15 protein-coding genes are annotated in these 22,883 nt (G+C 52.6%); 7 read left to right on the plus strand and 8 right to left on the minus strand.

The window, feature by feature from the left end:
• Positions 1–85: 85 nt before the first annotated feature.
• From SH449x_RS01175 to SH449x_RS01210, 8 genes are all read right to left on the minus strand, one after another.
• Positions 86–718 carry a Uma2 family endonuclease gene (locus SH449x_RS01175; RefSeq protein WP_482379489.1) on the minus strand — a complete coding sequence of 211 codons (633 nt, stop codon included), beginning with the start codon at positions 716–718 and terminating at the stop codon, positions 86–88.
• 51 nt (positions 719–769) lie between these two features.
• The gene (locus tag SH449x_RS01180; RefSeq protein WP_482379490.1) at positions 770–2,995 is read right to left on the minus strand and encodes a hypothetical protein; all 2,226 of its coding nucleotides are present in this window, start codon (positions 2,993–2,995) and stop codon (positions 770–772) included.
• On the minus strand, positions 2,992–5,034 hold the full coding sequence (locus SH449x_RS01185) for a BatA domain-containing protein (protein ID WP_482379491.1): 2,043 nt from the start codon (positions 5,032–5,034) through the stop codon (positions 2,992–2,994). Before SH449x_RS01185 ends, SH449x_RS01180 begins: the two co-directional genes overlap by 4 nt.
• 13 nt (positions 5,035–5,047) lie before the next feature.
• Positions 5,048–6,592 carry a hypothetical protein gene (locus SH449x_RS01190; RefSeq protein WP_482379492.1) on the minus strand — a complete coding sequence of 515 codons (1,545 nt, stop codon included), beginning with the start codon at positions 6,590–6,592 and terminating at the stop codon, positions 5,048–5,050.
• Positions 6,593–6,630: 38 nt separating this feature from the next.
• On the minus strand, positions 6,631–7,527 hold the full coding sequence (locus SH449x_RS01195; RefSeq protein ID WP_482379493.1) for a DUF58 domain-containing protein: 897 nt from the start codon (positions 7,525–7,527) through the stop codon (positions 6,631–6,633).
• Positions 7,524–8,540, minus strand: a complete 1,017-nt coding sequence (locus SH449x_RS01200; protein WP_482379494.1) for an AAA family ATPase — start codon at positions 8,538–8,540, stop codon at positions 7,524–7,526. The genes SH449x_RS01195 and SH449x_RS01200 overlap by 4 nt, the downstream gene beginning before the upstream one ends.
• Before the next feature lie 157 nt (positions 8,541–8,697).
• The gene (locus tag SH449x_RS01205) at positions 8,698–10,341 is read right to left on the minus strand and encodes a serine hydrolase (RefSeq protein ID WP_482379495.1); all 1,644 of its coding nucleotides are present in this window, start codon (positions 10,339–10,341) and stop codon (positions 8,698–8,700) included.
• A 1,399-nt stretch (positions 10,342–11,740) separates the two neighbouring features.
• The gene (locus SH449x_RS01210; RefSeq protein ID WP_482379496.1) at positions 11,741–13,492 is read right to left on the minus strand and encodes a hypothetical protein; all 1,752 of its coding nucleotides are present in this window, start codon (positions 13,490–13,492) and stop codon (positions 11,741–11,743) included.
• 362 nt (positions 13,493–13,854) lie between these two features.
• Here SH449x_RS01210 and SH449x_RS01215 point away from each other — a divergent pair, with 362 nt between their 5' ends.
• The 7 genes from SH449x_RS01215 to SH449x_RS01245 all read left to right on the plus strand — a co-directional run bounded on the left by SH449x_RS01215 (position 13,855) and on the right by SH449x_RS01245 (position 22,357).
• Positions 13,855–14,868 carry a sirohydrochlorin chelatase gene (locus tag SH449x_RS01215; RefSeq protein ID WP_482379497.1) on the plus strand — a complete coding sequence of 338 codons (1,014 nt, stop codon included), beginning with the start codon at positions 13,855–13,857 and terminating at the stop codon, positions 14,866–14,868.
• A gap of 671 nt (positions 14,869–15,539) precedes the next feature.
• Positions 15,540–16,004 carry a nucleotidyl transferase AbiEii/AbiGii toxin family protein gene (locus tag SH449x_RS01220; RefSeq protein WP_482379498.1) on the plus strand — a complete coding sequence of 155 codons (465 nt, stop codon included), beginning with the start codon at positions 15,540–15,542 and terminating at the stop codon, positions 16,002–16,004.
• Between the two features lie 519 nt (positions 16,005–16,523).
• Complete coding sequence (tviB, locus tag SH449x_RS01225) at positions 16,524–17,816, plus strand: Vi polysaccharide biosynthesis UDP-N-acetylglucosamine C-6 dehydrogenase TviB (protein WP_482379499.1); 1,293 nt, start codon at positions 16,524–16,526, stop codon at positions 17,814–17,816.
• A 941-nt stretch (positions 17,817–18,757) separates the two neighbouring features.
• Positions 18,758–19,270 carry a hypothetical protein gene (locus SH449x_RS01230; RefSeq protein ID WP_482379500.1) on the plus strand — a complete coding sequence of 171 codons (513 nt, stop codon included), beginning with the start codon at positions 18,758–18,760 and terminating at the stop codon, positions 19,268–19,270.
• Positions 19,271–19,702: 432 nt separating this feature from the next.
• On the plus strand, positions 19,703–19,936 hold the full coding sequence (locus SH449x_RS01235; RefSeq protein ID WP_482379501.1) for a hypothetical protein: 234 nt from the start codon (positions 19,703–19,705) through the stop codon (positions 19,934–19,936).
• A complete protein-coding gene (locus SH449x_RS01240) occupies positions 19,933–20,493 on the plus strand; it encodes a DUF6036 family nucleotidyltransferase (RefSeq protein WP_482379502.1) in 561 nt (186 codons plus the stop codon). The genes SH449x_RS01235 and SH449x_RS01240 overlap by 4 nt, the downstream gene beginning before the upstream one ends.
• Positions 20,494–21,796: 1,303 nt before the next feature.
• The gene (locus tag SH449x_RS01245) at positions 21,797–22,357 is read left to right on the plus strand and encodes a Uma2 family endonuclease (RefSeq protein WP_482379503.1); all 561 of its coding nucleotides are present in this window, start codon (positions 21,797–21,799) and stop codon (positions 22,355–22,357) included.
• Positions 22,358–22,883: the final 526 nt, after the last annotated feature.

Consider the following 22,883-nt stretch of genomic DNA (forward strand, 5'->3'; position numbering starts at 1 on the left):
GAGTCCATCGCGACATCTTCTAGCAGCAAAGAGTATACCACAATCAATTACCTAACTGCTCCTGCCAAAACTAAAGAAATACCGGTCAATCTATGATCGATTTTCGAAATTCCTTAATCAACTTGGTTTCTCCTGTCGAATTTCTGAGGCCCATGGTCGCGTTAATGCGCTCGCTAACCAACCCAGGCAATTCCACACTGGAGAGGATCGATTGATATTGGTTGTCCACGAGGCGATACATAGACAGATTCTTGCCATCGTGCCGCCAAACCTCGGGTACCTTCATCGCAGCGAACAAATCCATCTTTTTTATTGCGGAAGATGTCAACTCGACCTCGACAATTAAATCGGGGGGCGGATCGACCTCGAAATCCATGTCCTTCTTGCCCAGAACCTGTGCAGCGTGAGTGACATAGTAGGACTCATCTGGTTCGAACCCCTTTGACAAACCAGAGTGCTTCACTGTCATCGAAGCCACGCTGATAATCTCTATGTCATGAACTTCGGAATAGGTCTCGATCAGTCGCCCAAGCAAACGCCCTATATTCTCATGCTCCCTGGCCGGACTCATCATTTCTAGAATCCCTCGGTCGTAAGTCATGCGTGGAGTGCGTCCATCACGTTGGTCAGAAAGTGCATCATAGGTTTCCCAAGCGACCTCTCGTAGGACCATGCGCACCTCTGGCAATGTAAGTTGACCTAGCAGTTTGTCAGCCATAGGAGCACTCCTGTTCCGTAAAATACAACCGCTATCATGATTGCCCATCCATCATACCAGCCCCGCAAGCTTCCGACCAATCCATAACAAACTCATCAAACCGATCAACAAACCGACCCAAAGCGGATGCCCCCATAGACGAATGCGGCGTGTCTCAGGCTCTGGCTCAGGAATTTTCCGTATAGCCGTTAACACTTGTTCGATGTCTTCGGGTTTCACCACCTGCCCCCGGGTAATCGCTGCGACCTCCTGAAGCGAAGCGAAATTCACAGGCTGCCCTAACCGCTCTCGCACCATCCCTTGAACACTGATCGTTGTTTGCAACGTGCCTCCGGTCTCTCGACAAGTCAAAGTCGCTCGGTGTTCGCCAATCTCCTGAGGTACAAACGAGCCGGTAAACAATCCCCACTGTCCTGTCTCGGCTTGAGATGATAACTGCACGTTCTGCACATTCCCCGACGGTGCCACCAATTGCACGGCAACTTGTCCGGTTTGCAGCGGTTCACCATCGGCAGCCATGACATTGGCATTCAACGATAGCGTTTGACCTGTTCTTGGACGGTCTGGGGAATAAAACAAACGCATGGAATCCCCTCCAGCCATGTTTCGTTGGTATGCCATCCACCGTGCTACTTGGCCCCAGAAACGATAATGGTATTTATCCTCGACTCCTTCTCGCCAACGCCACGCTCCGTCGGTTCCCATAAACAGGATCTTGCCCGCACCGAACGTTTTGGTCACTAGTAACGGAATCCGCCCCTCCGCATTCGACTCGCTGGAGTGAACCGCTAACACCTGCGAACCAATCTTCGCTCGCAACACCGGTGCATACCATTGAAAGCCAGGCAATCGATTCCACAACGCCATATTGTTCTCTGCGGAATCGGCTAACTTAGTCAGCAAACTTTGGCTGCCGACCTCGGTCAACTGCAACTGAGCGGGGACCCGGTTTCCCCAACCGCGTGGCTGAGCGAAATCAAATACAACAGGAAAGAGATCCGATAACTCCGTATCGATCAGCGAAAATTGGCGACCTCGCATCCCCGGCATCAAGATCAAACCGGTCGCTTGGTTTTGTACTAAGCCTTTGATGCGACGACAATCCTCAACCGTTAGCTGGCCATCACCGATCCCTACGTCCCCAAGGAATATGACATCGTAAGTGGATAATGCATCCACCGAATCTGGGAACTGAGGCAAGTATTCCTTCCCGCCCCCCATAGCTTCGACATCAGGTTGGTAAAGCACACAACGAACCTCTACACCAGGATCGCGAGACAAAGCGTTTCTTAAAAATCGATACTCCCAACGCGAATACGATTCGACGATCAGCACCTTGAGCGACTCACGCCGAATCTCAATCGGAACCGTTAAGCGATTGTTTTCAACGATGCGTTCGCCGTCTACAACCTCCACCTCGACGTTCAGTTCATAGTCCCCAATCTTCTGAGGATTCCAAAGAAACGCTTGCTGCAACGTGCCGTTCGCGGGCATCGTTAACCGATTGACCATTCGTTCACCGTCGTTCGATGAAAAGGTCACGTCGACATCGACATCCCGAGGCAGCGTGCTGCTGATCGTGAACGGAATACGAGTCGGCTTGTTGACAACACCGAACGTGGGAGCTTCGAGACTGACCAACTCCAAATCGGGAAGCGGCGTTTCGCTCCCCACAGCTACCGCCCAAACCGGGACATCATTGGTCCGCAACAGTGTTGCTGTTACACTAGGGGAATTGCCATGGTTCCAGCTCCCGTCGGTCAGCATCACGATGCCTCGCAGGTTGGAATGCTTTTCCACCGTCCGTTGCAAGGCAATATCGATATCGGTAGCAGAAGTCGGCGGATTCAACTCCGACGAAAAAGGCTCAATCACGATTTTTATCTCACGATTTCTCTCCCCGACCGCAGGTGACCAAAAATCGGGATTGAGAAACCTCTCAATGGACTCCTTGCGCGACACGACCTCGTCTTTCTCAGCCCCCCCAGGCGATGGCACATCCTGCGTGTTCATGCTGTCGGATTCATCCCACAACACCACCAGGACTGGCTCGGTCTCAGGCAAGAAAGACTGAACCCACTCCGGTTGGCAAATCATCAACGCGACCAAAATTAACAAAGCGATGCGCAGCAGCTCCAGCCCTCCAATCATTCGCTTGTAACCAGACCGGCGAATGGCAATAACCGCGAGCACGACTCCGGTCAGTACCAAAAGCACGGCAAACGAAAACGCGAGTCCGCTGGTACCTGAAAAGCTAAGCGTTTGCGTTTCCGTCATGCCGCAGCCCTCAGTGGAGTCTTTACGGTTTCGGCCCGCTTTTCCGGTTTCTGAGGCATGCAGAGGATCGCTTCCACAATCAGAGCCAACCCCATCCCAATGACAAACAACCTCCAGATCTCACTTGCCAAACTCCGACCACTTCCAATTTGGTCCTCGACGATCTGAAAATCCAAACCGGCCAACAAGCTTTCGATTTCCGGTTTGGCGAGATACTGCGAGCGGTCTTCTGCGACGGGGCGATTCATCGCGATCCATTGTTTCTCATCGCCGTAAATGCCAGCCCTTGCGCGGCGATCCCCTATCCACTCTTCGTCGGTGTGCGAGTGAACGTGAGGCATTTGGTTAACCACGCGAGCCGGTACGCTTCCCGCTGTCAACGTCTTGGCATTGCCGATGGTTTCGGCTCCCGAGGCAATGGCACGCTGAATAGCCACGAACAACGTGATCCCCTCGCGATCCAAACTGGAATGAGTTCCGACCGGCCAAGTGCTCAGAAAATAAATCGTCCCGCCTCCCGTTTTGGAACGCTGGAGCAAAACAGCCCCGTTCTCGAGTTGCGCCAAGGTCGTTGCTGGAAATGCTCGGTCTGCATCCGACGAAGCTTCAAGGGCCCGCAGTTCCGCAAACTGATAAAAGCGGAGCTCGTTCACGGGTAGCGATTGTCCGTTGCGAGTACGGGCTAACAAATCTTCGTCGCTGTTCCAATAACGGACCACCTGCCCCTGGCGATCGATGTCGGACCATCTCCCCCAACGCCAACCGGCAAAGTGATTCTCGTTCGCTTCGCTCGGTGGTAGAAATACGATCGAGCGACCACTCTCGAGAAAGTTGAACATCACCCGGGCAAGATCCGCGTCAGGCAGGGGAGCTTGCCAGACAAGTAACGCGGTGGATTGCCAATCGATCAAAGCCGTTTGATCAGGCGTGAGGACTTGCGATTCGTGATCGACTCCACTTAGAGCAGGAGTTTCCGACGCACGCAGAATCGCACGAGTATAGATAGGCTGCTCGGTGACGATGACGGTGCGGCGAATTGGTTCCGGTGCAAAAGCAAAGTAAGCGAAGTTGTCACTCTCGTTTTCATCATACGGAATCTGCACCGATCCCCAACCCGACTCGAGCTCTTTGTCGATCGGGATTCGATGACCGATCAGCGTGGTCGCCTCACCGCTGAGTTCCAGGTCGTGCACGGATCGGAGCCCGTTGATTGTAAACGTGAGCGGTATTTTTACTTGATCGGTTTTTCCCGTAACCGTTATGTCGAGTACCAATTCGGCGTTGTTCGAGTCTGACACAGATTGCCTTCGAACTCGATCGACTGTGACGGTTAGATTGCTATCGGCTGGTTCCGGATATTGCAGAATTTGAAACCGCACACCGTCCCTTTTGGCAAAGCTACTTTGAAGGGCGCGCCATCGGCTACTATCTGCATTCCAATCGTTGGATGCTGCGTCGGATACGAGCCAAACATCCGTTCGGCCTGTTTCATTTTGAACGATGTAGTCCAAAGCAGTCTGCAACATGACCGGGATATCGGCAGAAGCGTCCGTCGGACCAGTTCGTGGATGATCCAGCAAATCGCTCGGGCGATCGAGCAGTAGCGGAGTTGGCGAACCGCTTTCGATCAGTACGATCGGCTTTTGGTAGCCCATGGTTTGCAAGGCTTCTACAATTTTTTCCAATCCCGACTGTAGTTTCGATTGGCCAGTGTTGGTGCGTTGTTGCTGCATGCTTGCCGAGCGATCCAGTAGCACCAAAATGGTTTCGGGTTGGCCTCCCGTAATCGATCCGATCCAACCTGAAGAAAGGGGGCGGCTGACAGCGAAAATCAGCCCGGCGATCGCAATCATCCGAGCGGTTAGAATGAGAATCTGTTTGAGGCGTGCCATGCCTCGATTCATTCTTTTGGCCATCAATAGGAATTGCATGGCTCCCCAATCGATCGAACGATGCCTACGTTGATTCAATAAATGAATCACGATCGGCAACGCAATCAACGGTAAAGCCAATAGCCAAACGGGACTCAGAAATGTCATTTGAGTCTCCGGCTTAGAACCATCGCAGAAACCGCTTTCGGAATTCTTCCATCAACTGATAGATGTTGTAAGACCATTGCTGAACCACAACCGTATTTCCATACACTTTGTCGCTGAGAACTTGCGTCCCCTCTGGCTGCATCTTAATCGTCACTTCGGTCACAACATCTGGTTTCAGTTGGATCCGAACGTAACGATCCGTGCCGTTTAGTGGCATTTCAAAGCCCTTCAACAAGGCAATCAGCTGTTGATTTCGATTAGGTGGCATCGTGTGCAATATGGCGATACCATTCTCATCGGTTTTCGCCGTATAACGGTTGCCTGCTTCAAAAACGATCTCTTTACCCTGACGTGATCCGATCAGCAAGTTAGTCATTGCGAAGGCGGTACCTAGAATTTGGGAACCTCCATCAAACCAGTACTGATATGGCCGTGAAGCAACTTCAACTCCGGGAAGTGGCTTGTTGTTGCGATCCACTACTGTCACTTTAACCGAAGTAGCAGGAATCATTTTGAGCGTGGGCTCAATTTGAGGTCCTCTCGATCGAAATAACTGTGGATACGCCACAAAGACGCCTAGCCTTTCTGCCATATCAGGGAAGAAAGGAAGAACGTCTTCCTTGGTAGGGGGCTTTGGCACCCAGCCATCGCAAATCGGTATTAACTGGAGGACTTCGTCGGTGGGCATTGACTCGAAGACAAACGTACCATCCTCTGCAATGATTGTTTTGTCCAACCAACGCCAAGTTGAAAACCAGTTGAATCGTCGGCCGTCTGACCCTCGGCGATTGATCGCGGCGGAAACGATACCGTTTTTGACAGGCCTAGTCACGGAATCATCAAGCTTCCCTTCGACCCGCGTCCCAACGGCCAACTTGATATTTCTCAATAGAACGCGGCTCCGGTCTGCGGGGTCAATCTCGATCAACTCGCTGAACAACGTCGGCTCGCCAGGGACAATCTTCATCATCCGGAACCATGTCTTATTCGACTCGTACACGGGGGATACAAGCATCCCATTCTCGGCGAGCTTCCAATCACTCATTCGCGTGTCACCGCTGACCAATCCGTACAAATCGGTCTTGATGGGCTCCCCAGAATTTGCATCCACAGCCGTGGCGGCAATGCGAAAACCTATCTTGAGAGGGACTTCTGCGGGGGCATCATCGACACTGCGATCCTCTCGGAACGTTACAAAGTCCGGGTGCTCGACCGAAATCGTAACGGTACCGACCTCGAGCTTTTCAGTCATGTATTTTGGATAGGGCAAATCCACGAGCCCCTCCGCACTGGTCTGCATTTTTGGCAAGAGACCAAACAGCTCTTCCCGCCATCCCCAATGACTACTAGGCTCCGCTTTGGTTCTCAAACCCGACGGAAACACGGTTGCATTCTCAATCGGATGACCATCAGGATCTTTCACTAAAACCTGCAAGGTCAACATCTCGACCTTGGGCTTGCCGTCCTTTTCTGCGTCCGGTGCCTGTAGTCCGAATGCAGGCTCGAGATAGCCTACGACTAGGAACGAGGCCAAACACAACATTGTTACAAGTCGCATACACTTTCCCCTCTTTTCCTGTACTATCTGTTGCCTAGCTACCTCTGCTTGGGCATTCGGGCTAAAAGAAACTTGGACAATACATCACCATAGTGCTGATCCAGCGTCAGTCGTTGGTAGTCCACATTAGCCTCCCTGACAATCGACTTGAGATCGTGCAAGTAGCCGTCGACAGCCCGACGGTACTCCGTTGCGACAATGCTAGGATCGGCCAACACGGCTGGTCCACCCTCCAAATCCACAAACCGCATTGGACGATCAAAATCGAACTGCAACTCAGATTGCTCCAGAAGATGGAATACGACCACATCGTGCTTGCGAAATCGAAGATGCTGAAAGGCGCTACTTAGCTCTTTCGGAACAACAAACAAATCCGAAAGAATGACGACCAACGCTCGCTGACGGATCCGTTCCGCTGCTTCATGCAACGCGGCCACCAAGCCCGTGCCACCTGACGCGGTGCTGTTCGCTAAAGAATCCAGAATGACACGCAAGTGTGCAGCACTGCGTTTCGGAGTAATTTGCCGCTGAAAGGTCTGTCCCGCGCAGTACAAACCAATCGCATCGCCTTGAGTGCCGGCTAGATAAGCTAGCGTCCCTGCGATCTGTTTGGCAAAGTGCAGTTTGGAAAGTCCACCACGAGAATAGTTCATCGAGCCGCTGGTGTCGACGATCAAGCACAATCGCAGGTTCGTGTCGGCTTCGAACTCTTTGATATAGAACCGGTCGCTGCGACCGTATGCACGCCAATCCAAACGCCTAGTATCGTCCCCAGGAACGTATTTGCGATACTCGGCGAACTCAAGACTCGAGCCTCGGTGCGGGCTTCGGTGCATGCCGGTAACATTACCTAGCATCGGCAGCCGAGCATGCAAATTGAGAGCTTTCAAACGCGCAATCACACGCGGTTCAATAAAGTCGTGGGGCGTTGTCATACTTCACGGTTCAGCTCGGTTACTAAACGTCTTACGATGTCGCGGCTACTTAGGCCTTCGGACTCGGCTGCAAAGGTGGTTAGCACACGATGCGTGAGAACGGGCTCTGCTACCTCCAGAATATCTTCCAGTCGGACGATGTAACTGCCGTGCAGCGCCGCGCGAGCTTTCGCACCAAGTATCAAATACTGAACCGCCCGAGGCCCCGCTCCCCAGCTTACTAACGGTTTGAGCCAGTCCGGTGAGTCTGGCGATTTGGGGCGAGACCGCCGCGTCAAATCGACCGCGAATTCGTAGATGTGATCAGGTACGGGAAAGCGACGGACCAAATCTTGAAACCGAATCACTTGCTCGCCAGTGAGAACCGGTTCCAGTGGAGCCTGCGCCGCCCCCGTTGTACTGCGAGCAATGCGGATCTCTTCGTTCCGGTCGGGATAATCGACCTCGATCAGAAACATAAACCGGTCTAATTGGGCTTCGGGAAGCGGATAGGTGCCTTCTTGTTCAACGGGGTTCTGAGTCGCCAACACAAAAAAGGGTGGCGGCAAGTGAAACGTTTTCCCGACGACTGTGATGCGTTGTTCCTGCATCGCTTCGAGCATTGCGGCTTGTGTCTTTGCTGGAGCTCGATTGATTTCATCCGCCAGAACTACATTCGCGAACAACGGACCTTTGACGAATTCAAACACGCGACGTCCATCCGCCGTTTCTTGAAGAATATCGGTGCCGGTGATATCCATCGGCATCAAGTCGGGTGTGAACTGAATCCGGGAAAAGTCGAGCGACAATGTTTCCGCCAATCGACTGATGAGCAGCGTCTTGGCCAATCCCGGAACACCCATCAACAAGCTATGCCCTCGCGCGAACAAGCAAATGGCAAGGCGTTCGATCACCTCGTGCTGACCTACGATAATCTTGCCCAGCTCAGTTTTCAGTTTTTGAAACGTTTGCCCCAGTTCATCGATGGCCGCTACATCATCGGTCTGCAATTCGTTCGGGTTGGCTATCGACATAGGCGATTCTCGTGGTGCAAGGTTTCGAAGAGAAAGCACTTTGGCTTCGCCTGTAGCATATCAAATTTTTACCCAAACTGGATAAATCCAGTCGGGATAGCAAGAAAAAAGAGGTTGCGATCCAAAACCTTTGTGCGATCCAAATCCAATGCAGGTGCTATCTGCGGAACTGCAGCTCGTGGAACCAAAGATCATCATTCGGTACATTCAGCTTGAGTTCGACAAATTCCCCTTTAGCGTTGGAGATAAATAGAGCCGAGCCTTCATCGAACCAAGCAAATTTGGTTCTCCAGCGAATCACGAACGTGTCGTAGTGGAGGTGTTCTAAGTCCGCCACCATATTGGGATTAGCGGGGATTCGCAAAACGAGCTGCTCATTTTCCAACGATACAGTCGCCTCTCCCAGCATGGGACAACGAAACGATTTTGCATAGTCGGCCATAGGATGACTCGGCTTGGTCCCTTGCGCCACCGGAGTAATCTCTGCGTCGATTCGCTTTCGAAACTCATTGCGTGACTCGGTAAACCGTTTCAAGCTCTCTTCACTTCGGTTACCAACGCTCCCGCCGGTCGCCCAATCCATCGCCATACTGCAAAGGGTATTGGGGAGTGAGGTCATGCTATTCGAGAGAACAATAATTCCAAACTGCTCACCCGGCAGTAGCATTTGGTGAGAATACATTCCATCGTAACCGCCACCGTGCCCGACGACTTTGCGCCCGTTGTAATCGGAGAGGGACCAACCCAGACCGTAAGCCCGATACAATGTTTGCGGGACTCGTTGCGAAGCGTTCTTGGAAACGCGGATTGGCGTGTAAGGTTGCGTCATCTCATGCATTGAATCGGCTGAGATCAATTGCACTCCATCCCATTCCCCTTGCTTGAGCTGGAATCGCATCCATTGAGCCATGTCCTTGGCGCTCGAAACAATCCCGCCGGCTGCAGCCATGGTATCCCAGTTGACCCATGCAATCGGCTCCGATCGATCTAGATGGGTTTTATGTGGCGTTGCAAAGTTGCCGTGACTGACGAGATCTCTGACACTCGTCACCGAACGAGACATGTTCAGCTTCTTAAGGATTCGATTCTGGACAAACGATCCCCACGACTCACCGCTGACCTGCTCAATAACTAATCCAGCCGCCAAGAACATGACGTTCGAATAACCATAATGATGGCGAAACGGACCTTCGGACGGCAAGTGTTTGCAACGTTCGAGAACTTCCTTTGCTGTGAAAGGGGTTCCGTACCAGAGGAGATCGCCGCTAAAGGTGCCTAGCCCGCTGCGATGGCACAATAGATCGCAGATTCGCATCTCATGACTCACCCCGGGATCGTAAATCTGGAACCATGGCAAGTAATCTTGAACGCGGTCAGTCCACTGGATCTTTTTCTCATCCACCAGGATCGCCAAGGCCGCGGCGGTGAACGCTTTCGAATTGGAGGCGATAGCGAACAACGTGTTTTCATCTACCGAAGCCGATAATCCGCTTTCGCGGACGCCATACCCCTTGGCGAGCAGAACGCGATCCTTATGAACGATGGCAACCGACAGACCGGGAACTTGCCACTGGGCACGAGCAGTCTCAATGAGAGCCTCGAATTCAGCCAACTTGACGGCGAGATCTTCTTCCCCCCAGGAGGAAATTCCACCCGGCAGAACCGAGTCAGGCTTGGCGGTTGGTGGGTTAGCTTCCTGCGAAAGGATTTGCGCGACCGGGGTGGCGGTCAGACACGCGGCAAAAAGGATTGACCGTGCGAGTCGTTGGGAAACGACAGACGACAAAAATTGCTTAATCATGATGAATAACTTGAGGGTGAGCAGCAAACGTAAAAGCTACTCGACCAATTATAAACCAACATCGCGCCGCGAGGCCAATAGTAGTTGAAAGGACGGAAGAAGTTTGAATTGTGAAGTTCGAAGTGTGAAAAAATCGTTTAACCGCATGGGCATCGCCCTGCGCTAGATTTTGTTTAACCGCATGGGCATCGCCCTGCGTTGAGGCCTCCAGGGCAGTAGCAACCAGATTACCAGCAGATTCAAGGAGGCCAGCAGATTAGAACTCCACCCCTTTTTTGGTTGTTTGTTCCATGTCGAAAGATTTAGGTCAAAAAATGGGATAAACATCTTTCGCCCAACATTTTTCGTCAGCCCTGATTTTGGGGCAACAACAGCCAGATTTCCAGCAGATTCAAGGAGGCCAGCAGATTGTAAAAATTCGCATCGCGAAACAAATACTAGCGGATAGGGCAGAAGAAGTTGGAATTGTGAAGTTTGAAGTGTGAAAAAATCGTTTAACCGCGTGGGTATCGACCTGCGTTTAGGGCTCCCGCACTCTCACCGCCCACCAGTTCACCCAGCTATCCCCCTCCTCCGGTGCATTTGTTTTCCGTCGCCGAAGGGCGACTCCCGGCTCGCTTCGCATTGCCGGACGACACCGTACGGCTAGCACCGTTACGCTAACATTGGTGGCATCCATCCCTGAGCGAGGAAACCCTCCCCGGTCGAAGCGACCGACCCTCCCGCGCGCGGGAGGGTGAATAAGATGCAAGGCAGGAGCCTTGACGCATCCCGTTACAAGGCAGAGCCTTGTAACGAGTAAAATGCACCTGGCTTGCCCAGGTGAAGTTTACGCTCCTCCCTTCATAAACCGTTCCCAACCCAAACCAGGAAAGCTCCTGGCTTGATCAGGAGATCGTTACGCTTCCGGCACAGAATGTTAGGATCGGCGTCGCTGGCCGGAAACCTAACGATCCGCCGCTCAAGTCGGCGGGATTCGATAGGCATCAGGGGCGGGCGTTTATTTAGCGGGAAACCTAACGATCCGCTGGGCAAGCCAGCGGGATTCGATAGGCATGATGGGCATCGCCCTGCGTTGAGTTCTCCCGGGGAGTAGCAACCAGATTTCCAGCAGATTCTTGGAGGCCAGCAGATTGTAAAAATTCGCGCCGCGAAACAAATCGTAGCGGATAGGGCGCGAGGCCTCCGGTAGGGCTCCAGCACTCTCACCGCCAAACAGCGTACCCAGCCATCCCCGCTTTGCCGGTGGTTTGGGTTTCGTCGCCAACGGCGAAACCCGGCTCGCTTCGCATTGCCGGACGACACCGTACGGCTTGCGCCGTTACGCTATTATTGCCGGAGGACACCGTAGGCCTTGCGGCCTAACGCTAACATTTTTTTAGCGTGCAGTTGTTCATCACTACTCGTCCGAGAGAGGAGCAATTTTCTTGCGAGGGAGTGTTTCGCTCGTGTCGGTCTCGCCGCTACCTTCCTGAGGGCCGAGCTCCAGCTTCTGGGAAGCCTTCCTCTCGGGCAATTCCTCAGATTTCTCGACTTCTGGCTTCGATGCTTCCACCTTTCGAGACTCGGACCCGTTGCTCCCGCTGCCGTTCGATTTAGCAGGCTCCTTCGAGCTGCCTGGCTCGGCGTAGGTCGATGCGGAGCCGTTCGATGTTGCTGGGCGGCTCTCCACGATTGGGTTACCGTAGGCATCAATCGGCACCTTGACCGTTCTTGTGCGATAGGCCATACGAGTTTCCGTGACTGGGACAGTCTTGGCAACTCGCTTTGGTACCTGAACTTTAGTCACAACTCGTTCGGTGTAGGGGACTCGGACGATGACATCCTCGGTAATGATTTCGTCACGATAGGACGTTGTGGTTACCGGGACTTCTTTGACCACAACCTCGGGAACGTACTCGATTTTTTGTCGCGCGACCTTGCGAGTAACAGGCTTTTGAACCGTATGCGGCACAACTACCTTTTCCTCGTAGGTTTCCATCCTCTGCACTTGCACCGGAGTTTGCTGCTCGACGATCTCGTTGGTCATGCGAGTTGTGGTCACGGGAACTTGTTGCTGCACAATCTCTTGTTGCATGCGTGTGGTTGAGATCGGAATCTGCTGCGCTACCACTTCTTGCTGCATGCGTGTCGTGGTGACCGGAATTTGTTGCTGCACCTGTTCGGTAACCATGCGTTGGGTTTGAACAGGAACCTGTTGCGTGATCGTTTGCGGCATGTAACTGGTTTGAGGAACAGCGAACTGTTGCAAATTCGGCTGATAGACATTCTGGGTCACTACTTGGCCGGCAGACTGGTAAGGAACCCAGCCCAATCCGCCAAACCGAAATGCTGTCTGCCCCGTTTGTTGGTTTACGTTGTAGCCGCCTTGTTGCCACCGCAATCTGTGTGTCGTATCTCCTGGTTGGTAGAACGCTTGTTGCACGTAGTTCCCGACATCAGCCACCACCGGTTGGTAAGTCGTAACGGGTTGCAATTGGGTGAATTGCTGATTCTGGTAAGTCGTTTCGGTGACCGGACGCTGGACGGTAAAGTTCTGCGTCTGCATGGTTGTTTCGGTGACAGGGCGTTGCACCAAATATTGCTGCGTCTGGTAGGTCGTTTCCGTAACAGGCCGCTGCACCGTATAGCTTTGCGTTTGCATGACGGTTTCTGTTACAGGCTTTTGGACCATGTAACGTTGCGTTTGAATTTGTGTCTCAACAACGGGGCGTTGACGAACCACGGTCTGTTCGACTTGCGAGGTTTCGGAAACCATCACAGTTTCGTCGACCCACTCCTCCCGAGTAACAGGCTTGTACACGGTGTGCTGTTCGAACTTTTTCGTCGTTTCGGTGACCGGGCGACGCACGGTTCGCTGTCGCTTTTCGATTCGTTCCTCTACCGCAGGACGATAGCTCACGACCTCCCGTTCCTCGATGATGTCTTCGTAGACAACTCGCATCGTGGTGACGGTGATCGGCTCTTCAATCCTTTGTGTTTCCAAGCGATAACGAGCGACAGGTACGCAGTCCTGGCCCAGATCGACCACTTGGCCAAAAGCTGCACTTCCTAAAGGGCCAAGTGCGAAACTGCTCGCAGCGGTGGCAGATACCAACGAGCCAACCCATAAAGCACGACGAAATCGCTGGCGTAGTAGTTTTGCATTCATAGAGTTGTTTGTCTCCGATTAGTACTGGACGCGAATCATGCCGTTTTTAGTTTAGGACGAACGGCAGGTCGCTACCGATTTAGCGACCGCATTCTCTAGGACTTGAGAGAATCCGCGCACAATGAACCTAATTCTGGTATAAGTTCGCGGAGGATTCAAATAAGAAAACCAATTACCGTACCGAATTTCCTCCCGAAGTTGTTGGCAGCACGATCTTTAGGAAAACTTTATCTTTTTGACAATCTCTTGGCGGTTGGTAGCCTTCATAATTTCCGTATTCCTTACAACCATTAAGACCGGCAAAGTCTCGCTTGTGTAGACTGCCTATCCCCCCTAAACCCCACAATGAGATCGAGATTGTTATGTCCTTTCTGTTCCGTGAAAGCCAACCGCTCGAATCCTCGCGTACGGATGAGCCTCATCACAGCCGAGATGATGCGGCAACCCAAGAATGCGATTTTCCTTGGCTAGCAAAATTGACGGAGAAGAACATCGGCGTGCTGGTTGTCGGGCACGGTACCAGGAATCCTAGTGGTGCAGGACAATTGATTCAGCTGACTGAGGAGATTCAAGCACGATTGCCTGGAGTTTCGGTCGAGGCATCCTTTCTCGAGCTATGTGAACCGGACATAGCGAGCGGTTTGTCGCAGTTGAGACAACGCGGTTGCACCGAGCTAGTGGTTTTACCGATTTTGCTGTTCTCGGCTGCCCATGCACAGGATGATATCCCTCAGGCTGTAGCAACCAGCTCTGAGGAACTCGGTATGCGAGTGCTGGGGCAATCGGAACCTCTTGGGACGCATCCTAGGGTAGTAGAGCTTTCTCGGCTGAGGTTCGATCAAGTTCTCCGGGCGCGAAGCAACTGCGAGCCCGGCCATTGCAGCTGGGGGAGCGAACCGAGCCGACGCTGCTTCACGACGGAGGGCCGAACGGATCGTTGCCGTCTGGGGGATTGGCACGAATCGCGTCGAACCGATGGATCAGCAATCGAGGGTTCGGGGCAATCTCGTATTGGTTTGGCCATGGTCGGCAGGGGGACCAGCGACCCCATTGCTCGAGGTCGGATGAAGGAGATCACTCGATTGCGGGTGGAAACCAGCCAGGTTTCGTGGCATCAGACAGGATTTTTTGCGGGAGGCGAGATCAGCGTCGATCAGCTTTTGGAGGAGGCGGCCAAGGGGGACTGCGACACGGTGGTTGTCCAGCCGCATTTATTGTTCGAGGGGGAATTGATGAACCAATTGAGGGGCAAAATTCTAGCCATGCGTGAGCGATTTCCGGCTAAATCCTGGTGGTTAGCAGGCTGTTTAGGGGCCGACCCGAGTCTTGCGGACGTTTTCGTGGGGCTTTTGGGAGAGCGGGTGGAGCGTTTGTAGAGATTTAGGCCAAGATCCGTTTTTTCTAGGTTTTTTCGTTCCAGTCCTGCGGGAGAATGGCCTCATAAGGAGACATTCGGATCGTGACAAATCGTGGTGGCGGGTTACGATCATTAGATCGGCGAAAGCGACCAAATCCCCCTGGTTGATGGATCGTCTCCTAAAAAAGTTTGCAGGGACAAAGTCGAGGAGAGAGGTCGGATTTCGGAAAAATCGGGCAAAAAAGGGATAACGAGGCCACCCACGAGAACGAAGTCTGCGCTCAAAGAGCGGTGTTGCCGCAAGGCGGCGTGCTCGGTGTTTTGTGCTTGGTTGAAAACCGTTGTGCTCGTTCCCAGGCTCCTGCCTTCCGAGATTGAAGGTTATTGGTTGACAGTTCCACTCCAATAACCAAAAGCGACAAACAAAAAACTCAAGGCATGACCGGGAAGAAGTGTGAAGTTTGAACGGCAAAGTTTGAAACTAAGCACCGAGCACCCGCGAAGCGGCAACGACCCGCGTCAGCGGCAGCACTAATACTAATAAGTTGAATGGAATCTAAAACATGGACAAAGTTCTCCGCCAGTTCGCCAGTCAGGAAGAAGCAGCCCAGGCAGAATTTCTTGACGATAATTCCATCACGTGTAAGAAACGATACGAAGCCTTCATGGCGTTAATGAGACCGTATTACCATGCTGCCCCAGGATTTCAAAGAGTTTATCGAGTTGATGATCTCAAATCGCGTTCGATTTGTGATGATTGGGGGCTACGCTTACAACCTATATCGGAACCCCCGGGCAACGGGTGATATCGATTTTATTGTGGACCTTGACCCGGAAAACGAGAAACGAATTCGAAAGGTTTTGACAGATTTTGGCTTTGGCTCGACTCTCCCGCCGGAACATCAAAAACTCCTTGAAGATGGGAAGGTCATCATGCTCGGGCGTTCGCCATTACGCATTGATATTCTTACCCGAATAGATGGGGTTGAATTCGCCGAGGTGAATGAGACCAGTCAAAGAGTCGAATTGGACGGATTGGCTGTTCCGGTAATCTCACCGAGGACTTTGTTGAAGAACAAGAGGGCGGCGGGGCGGCCAAAAGACTTGCCAGACATTCTAGAGCTTGAAGCGTGGCTTCGAACTCAGAAGGGGTAGAACCATTAAGGTTGTTGGCCGACGGAAGCAACCCTCAGTCCTTAGTCCTTACTCCTTAGCTTCCCCCGCCACCATTGACCTCGCGTCAGTGGAGCGCTGAATAACCGGCTAGCCCGCCTTTTCAAACTTCCCCCTTCACCCTTCAAACTTCCTTTCACCCTCCCCTCGGGGAGGGTCGAGCGTAAGCTCGGGGAGGGGGGGGGAATGTCAGGAATCAGTCTTCAGTTTTCAGACTTCAGTCCATACTCGTTCCCAGGCTCCTGCCTGGGAACGCACTGGCTTGGAGGCTCCCGCCTCCTGACATCAGGCTTCAGCAACCAGTCGTCAAGCTTCAGAGTTTTTGCCTTTTGTTTTACTTATCACGTAAACCTTACCCCTTACCCCTTCCTTCACCCTCCCCTCGGGGAGGGTCGAGCGTCAGCTCGGGGAGGGGGGCAGAGCGCCAGCTAACATCTCCTACCCCACAAGTCACGCTCCCCTCGAGATGTGCTCAGTGGAGAGCTAATCACTAAACACCTCATGAATTCTCATTTAACGCTATCCAACGAGTCGACGACGATCTGTGTCTGTGGCCTAGGATACGTCGGGCTCCCCCTCGCCGTGGAATTCGGCAAGCACTTCAAAACCTTTGGCTTCGATATCAATCAAGCTCGTATCGCGGAGCTTCAAGCGGGCGAAGACTCGACCCGCGAGGTCGAATGTCAGGAGCTCGCGGCAAGCCAGCACCTGAAATTCACCAGTTCTCCTGCCGATATCGCCGCTGCGAACATCTATATTGTGACCGTACCGACCCCGGTCGACGAACACAAACGCCCCGATTTGACTCCCCTTATCAAGGCGAGTGAAACGATCGGCAAGGTCATCAAAAAGGGGGACGTCGTCATCTACGAATCGACGGTATATCCTGGTGCGACTGAGGAGGATTGCATACCGGTCATCGAACGAGTTTCCGGGCTCCGTTTTAACGAAGATTTCTTCGCCGGTTACAGCCCCGAGAGAATCAATCCGGGGGACAAGGCTCACCGGCTAACCACCATAAAAAAGGTGACCTCGGGTTCGACGCCAGAAATTGCCGACTTCGTCAATGAGTTATACGGCACGATCGTAACAGCTGGCACATATAAGGCTTCTTCGATCCGAGTCGCCGAGGCGGCCAAGGTTATTGAGAACACGCAACGGGATTTGAATATCGCGTTGGTAAACGAGCTAGCGTTGATTTTTAATAAAATGGGAATCGACACGACAGAGGTTCTTGAAGCAGCGGGCACGAAATGGAATTTCCTCCCTTTCCGGCCGGGGTTAGTTGGTGGGCATTGTATTGGGGTGGACCCGTATTACTTGACCCATAAAGCTCAGGAGATCGGTTATACCCCTGAGGTGATTTTGGCAGGCCGTCGAATCAACGACAGCATGGGGCAATATGTGGTCGCGCAGGTGGTCAAGAAGATGCTCAAGAAACGGCTGCACGTCGAGGATTCCAACATTCTGATCTTAGGTTTAACGTTCAAAGAGAACTGTCCAGACATACGCAACACCCGAGTGATCGATTTGATCAAGGAGTTCCGAGAGTACGGAGCCAACGTTGATGTTTACGATCCATGGGTCAATCCTGCTGAAGCGAAGCAAGAGTATGGCATTCAGCTCATTGAAACGGTCCCGACAGGCAAGTACGACGGGATCGTCATCGCCGTCCCGCACCATCAGTTCGTTACCCAAGGGATCGAGGACATTCGCAAGGCAGGTCGCAGAGAATGCGTTGTCTACGACCTGAAATCGATTTTCCCGAAAGAGACAACCGATGGCCGTTTGTAATTGGCCTTCACCCTCCCCTCGGGGAGGGTCGAGCGCCAGCTCGGGGAGGGGGCGTCGGCAGTAATCAGGCCTCAGGAGTCAGGCTTCAGTAATCAGGTTACATTCCTTACCCCTTACCCCTTACCCCTTACCCCTTCCCCCTTACCCAAGAATAATCGCCTCAATTGTTACCTCCCGCTCGTATTTCCTCTGAAACGGACCGAAGAGGCGTTTTGGACAGGTCGGATGCAAAACGGCGAGTACATTCCTATGTTGAGGTTGCTTTCGTTGCAAAGCCCTCCCAACCGGTAAATCTTATCCATTCAAAGAATTAGCAACCTCGGTCAAGAGGGCAAAAACGGGATAGAGGCCACCCACGGGAACGAAGTCCGCGCCGGCGCGAGTCCTTAGTCCTTAGGCCTTAGTCCTTAGCTTCCCCCGCCTCCATTGACCTCGTGTCAGTGGAGCGCTGACTAACCGGCTAGCCCGCCTTTTCAAACTTCCCCCTTCACCCTTCAAACTTCCTTTCACCCTCCCCTCGGGGAGGGTCGAGCGTCAGTCAGTCCATACTCGTTCCCAGGCTCCTGCCTGGGATCCATACTCGTTCCCAGGCTCCTGCCTGGGAACGCACTGCCTTGGAGGCTCCCGCCTCTCGACATCAGGCTTCAGCCCCTAGACATCAGGCTTCCGTCGTCAGGAAACCCAAAAGCCAGAATAAAGTCATCAGCCATCAGAGTATTCCCGCTTCGCCCCTGGCTCCGTGCCTTTGTTCTTCGCTGCCCCCTGAAGTCTGCCCCCTTACCCCTTACCCCTTTTTTTAGATCTATGTGCCCTTTCGTGGTTAACTCCTAATTGTCAACAATCTTTCCACGGCTTTCCAACTAAGTACTACACGCTAAAATCGTGACTTTAGCGGCAAACATGGAGTATAGCCTTCACAAATCACAAAGAACATTGATGACTTGAAACTGTACCTCGATACCTGTTGCCTCAACAGACCGTTCGACGATCATTCACAACCTCGAGTCGCATTAGAGTCCCAGGCCATTCTCGCCATATTGTCTAAGTGCGAGGCCGGTGTCTTTGGCCTTGTTAGTTCCGAGGTTGTGCAATTTGAGAACAGCAAGAACCCTTTTCCTCAGAAGAAGGCGTATGTAGACTCGGTGATACGATTAGCTGGCACCATATTCCAGGTTACCGACCAATGCGAATCCCGAGCAATAGAATTGGAGTTACGAGGATTCAAATCTTTTGATGCGTTACAAGTGAATCTAGAATTGATGACCACCGCTGAGATTACCACGGAAGCAATTAAGCTACTTTGTCGAGAAATTGGCCCCGTTAACACAGCACGTTTCATCAACCAGTTTAGTTCTGGCACGGGGGACTATACGCAAGACAGGAGTCGTTTTCTAGGGGACCGCTCTGTTCAGGATATCGTATCCGAAATTAAAATCCAACGCACCCAACCGTAGTCATCCCAGCAACTTCAGCTATATTCAGAATCTCTATACCGGTCTTTTTTCAATCGAAGTCTTTTGCCCGTGTAGGCCGTAACAAGGCTCTGCGTAGCTACAGCATTCAGGTTACAATCCTCACCCCTTAGCTTCCATCCCGCCTCCATTGACCTCGTGTCAGTGGAGCAATGACTAACCGGCTAGTGACACCCTTTCCAACTTCCCCCTTCAAACTTCAAACTTCCTTTCACCGGCCCCTCGGGGAGGGTCGGACGCTTCGTCCGGGGAGGGGAGTGGCAGGACGCCAGCAACCATCTCCTAGCCAACAACTCTCGCCCCCACTGAGACGATCTCAGCGGAGAGCCAAGCACAAGGCACAGAGCGCCAAGCACGCCGCATCGTGGTTGCACTAAGCACTGTTTTTCAAACTGTTTTCAAACCGAGAACTGCATGCTCTCTCCTGAAACCCTTGAGTCTTACCGGCGCATGAAGCCTGGCGAGCGATTGCGTCTGACGCTTGATCTTTGCGACAGCGCATGGCCTGCAATGCTTCAAGGCAAGACTGATATCATTGAGCGTCGATTTCAACGACTGCGTGAAGAGAACGAGTCGCGAAACCAAGCGATTTGTAAAGCGTTGTATAGCACAGCATCGTCTCATCAGCCTACGAAAAGAGTCGATTGAATAAGACGGTCGAGCAGGTATTGATGGCGATGGTGGACCTGTGCGAGCGATTCTCTTTTGATTACGCGATCATGGGTGGCATTGCAGTGAGAGTCCATGGGATACCTCGTCCGACCTATGACGTCGATTTTGAAGTTGCGATGACGGACGCACAACTGGAGGTTTTTTTAGATAACGCTGAAACACTTGGCTATGAAGTGCCCGCGATCTACCGAACTGGCTGGCGAGATGAAATCGGCTCAATGCCATTGGTCAAGCTTAAGACCTATTTAGCTGCTGGCAAGAGCGTAGACGTAGACATATTTTTGGAGGAGACTGAGTTCCAGCGTTCGATCATGTCGCGCCGACAGTTGGTTGAGTTTGAAGGTAGGAATCTTTGGTTCGTCACTCCGGAAGATCTAGTTTTGTTAAAGCTGATAGCATTCCGTCCGCGCGACCTCGGTGACATATCGGACATCATCTTTGTCCAGGGGGAGTTAGATGAAAAATACATGCGGCACTGGGCATCAAAACTTGGAATCGAAGAGCGACTTACCTCCACGCTCAATCAACCCTAAGACTTAAGCAATTAGTCCTTAGGCCTTAGGCACCCGCCACCATTGACCTCGTGTCAGTGGAGCGTTGACTAACCGGCTAGCCCACCCTTTCAAACTTCCCTTCACCCTCCCCTCGGGGAGGGTCGGACGCTTCGTCCGGGGAGGGGGGGATTTCAGAAATCAGTCCTTACACCTTACACCTTACACCTTAGCCACCATTGACCTCGGGTCAGTGGAGCGCTGACTAACCGGCTAGCTCACCCTTTCCAACTTCCCCCTTCAAACTTCAAACTTCCTTTCACCCGCTCCTTTGGGGAGGGTCGAGCGTCAGCTCGGGGAGGGGGAGGCTTCAGTCATCAGTCATCAACCCTTACACCTTTCCCTGTTTTCATTAGTGTCAATCAGTGTGGATTAGTGTTCCCCCCTGGTCCTTACCCCTTACCCCTTCCATCCCCCCAATCCTGTCAATCGACGCATGAGTTGCATTGCGTTTGACCGTCAATCTCATTTAGAAACGGTTAACTCTCTCGTAAATCTTGCCTCCCAGGTCGTGACAGATTAGGTTACTCATGTAGACTCGGGGGGGTGAAGTACCAGCGTCGAGGGTAGTGAATGAGTAACGGTTCACCCAGGTGACTAGATCCAAGTGGTCGCAGCACCATTTTTTGGCACATAATGTAGTATTGGGCAAAAACGGGATAGAAGCCACCCACGGGAACGAAGTGTGCGCTGGCGCGAGACCTTAGTCCTTAGTCTTTAGTCTTTAGTTTCCATCCTTCCTTTCACCCGCTCCTTTGGTGAGGGGCGAGCGTCAGCTCGGGGAGGGGAAGGCTTCAGGAATCAGTCATCAACCCTTACACCTTTCCCTGTTTTCATTAGTGTTAATCAGTGTGGATAAGTGTTCCCCCCTTAGACCTTCCATCCCGCCTCCATTGACCTCGCGTCAGTGGAGCGTTGACTAACCGGCTAGCTCACCCTTTCAAACTTCCCCCTTCACCCTTCAGACTTCCTTTCACCCTCCCCTTTGGGGAGGGTCGAGCGTCAGCTCGGGGAGGGGGGGAATGCCAGGTTTCAGGAGTCAGCCTTCAGTCATCAGTTTTCAGTCTTCAGTCCATACTCGTTCCCAGGCTCCTGCCTGGGAACGCACTGGCTTGGAGGCTCCTGCCTCCTGACATTAGGCTTCAGCACCCAGGCTTCATTCGTAAGGAAACCCCAGAAGCCAGAATAAAGTTATCAGTCATCAGGCATCAGAGTATTCCCGCTTCGCCCCTAGCTCCGTGCCTTTGTCCTTCGCTTACCCCTTTCCCCTTACTCCTGATTTCCCATGTCCTCCACGCTTCATCTCAGTCTTCGCGAATACGACCATATGGTCAAAGTTGGGGCATTTGAAACATTGGATCGCAAGGTTGAGTTGATTAGAGGAGAGATAGTTCAAATGAATCCCGCCGGCCCGGTTCATGATGACTTCGTTGCTTACTTGACGACTTGGTCGGCTCATAATTCTGATCCTGGCAAGACGTTAATTACTTCCCAAACGGGTGTTGATTTGCCGGACCAGGACAGTCGCCCAGAGCCCGATATATTCTGGGTTCACAAGAGGCGTTACCGCGATCGTCATCCGGGGGCTGCCGACGTGCAACTCGCCATTGAGGTAGCGGATTCATCGCTTGTAAAGGATTTAGTGAGCAAGCGGTTGCTTTATGCTGAGGCCAAGATAGTCGAGTATTGGATTGTCGATTGTCGGTCCAATTGTGTGCACGTTTTCCGCGAACCCGATGGAGTCGACTATCAGATCCGATTCGTAGTCACCGCCCGCGACCAGCTCGGCCCTTTGGTCGCCCCCAACGCCAAACTCGACCTCCACGATCTTTTCGCAGGAGACTAGCCCACTCCCCCCTTAGACCTTAGTCCTTAGTCCTTAGTCCTTAGTCCTTAGTCCTTAGTCCTTAGTCCTTAGTCCTTAGTCCTTAGTCCTTAGTCCTTAGACCTTAGTTTCCCCCGCCACCACTGACCTGTTGTCAGTGGAGCGCTGACTAACCAGCTAGCCCACCCGTTTCAAACTTCACCCTTCAAACTTCCATCACCCTCCCCTTGGGGAGGGGCGAGCGTCAGCTCGGGGAGGGGGGAATGCCAGGTTTCAGGAGTCAGCCTTCAGTCATCAGCTTTCAGACTTCAGTCCATACTCGTTCCCAGGCTCCTGCCTGGGAACGCACTGGCTTGGAGGCTCCCGCCTCCTGACATTAGGCTTCAGCACCCAGGCTTCATTCGTAAGGAAACCCCAGAAGCCAGAATAAAGTTATCAGCCATCAGGCATCAGAGTATTCCCGTTTCGCCCCTAGCCGCGTGCCTTTGTTCTTCGCTGACTACTGAAGTCTGACACCTGACTACTGACCTTCGCCTTTCCCCTTAGT

Origin of the sequence: Brakhagea baltica, assembly GCF_052161605.1 — a bacterium.
In the GTDB taxonomy this organism is placed as follows: domain Bacteria; phylum Planctomycetota; class Planctomycetia; order Pirellulales; family Pirellulaceae; genus JBKCUI01.

Excerpts from the sequence above, each read along its gene's own strand:
- tviB (WP_482379499.1), top strand. The coding sequence starts at position 16,524 with ATGAATTCTCATTTAACGCTATCCAACGAGTCGACGACGATCTGTGTC.
- SH449x_RS01205 (WP_482379495.1), bottom strand. The coding sequence starts at position 10,341 with ATGATTAAGCAATTTTTGTCGTCTGTCGTTTCCCAACGACTCGCACGG.
- SH449x_RS01245 (WP_482379503.1), top strand. The coding sequence starts at position 21,797 with ATGTCCTCCACGCTTCATCTCAGTCTTCGCGAATACGACCATATGGTC.
- SH449x_RS01215 (WP_482379497.1), top strand. The coding sequence starts at position 13,855 with ATGTCCTTTCTGTTCCGTGAAAGCCAACCGCTCGAATCCTCGCGTACG.
- SH449x_RS01175 (WP_482379489.1), bottom strand. The coding sequence starts at position 718 with ATGGCTGACAAACTGCTAGGTCAACTTACATTGCCAGAGGTGCGCATG.
- SH449x_RS01185 (WP_482379491.1), bottom strand. The coding sequence starts at position 5,034 with ATGACATTTCTGAGTCCCGTTTGGCTATTGGCTTTACCGTTGATTGCG.
- SH449x_RS01200 (WP_482379494.1), bottom strand. The coding sequence starts at position 8,540 with ATGTCGATAGCCAACCCGAACGAATTGCAGACCGATGATGTAGCGGCC.
- SH449x_RS01235 (WP_482379501.1), top strand. The coding sequence starts at position 19,703 with ATGCTCTCTCCTGAAACCCTTGAGTCTTACCGGCGCATGAAGCCTGGC.
- SH449x_RS01180 (WP_482379490.1), bottom strand. The coding sequence starts at position 2,995 with ATGACGGAAACGCAAACGCTTAGCTTTTCAGGTACCAGCGGACTCGCG.
- SH449x_RS01220 (WP_482379498.1), top strand. The coding sequence starts at position 15,540 with ATGCTGCCCCAGGATTTCAAAGAGTTTATCGAGTTGATGATCTCAAAT.
- SH449x_RS01195 (WP_482379493.1), bottom strand. The coding sequence starts at position 7,527 with ATGACAACGCCCCACGACTTTATTGAACCGCGTGTGATTGCGCGTTTG.
- SH449x_RS01210 (WP_482379496.1), bottom strand. The coding sequence starts at position 13,492 with ATGAATGCAAAACTACTACGCCAGCGATTTCGTCGTGCTTTATGGGTT.
- SH449x_RS01190 (WP_482379492.1), bottom strand. The coding sequence starts at position 6,592 with ATGCGACTTGTAACAATGTTGTGTTTGGCCTCGTTCCTAGTCGTAGGC.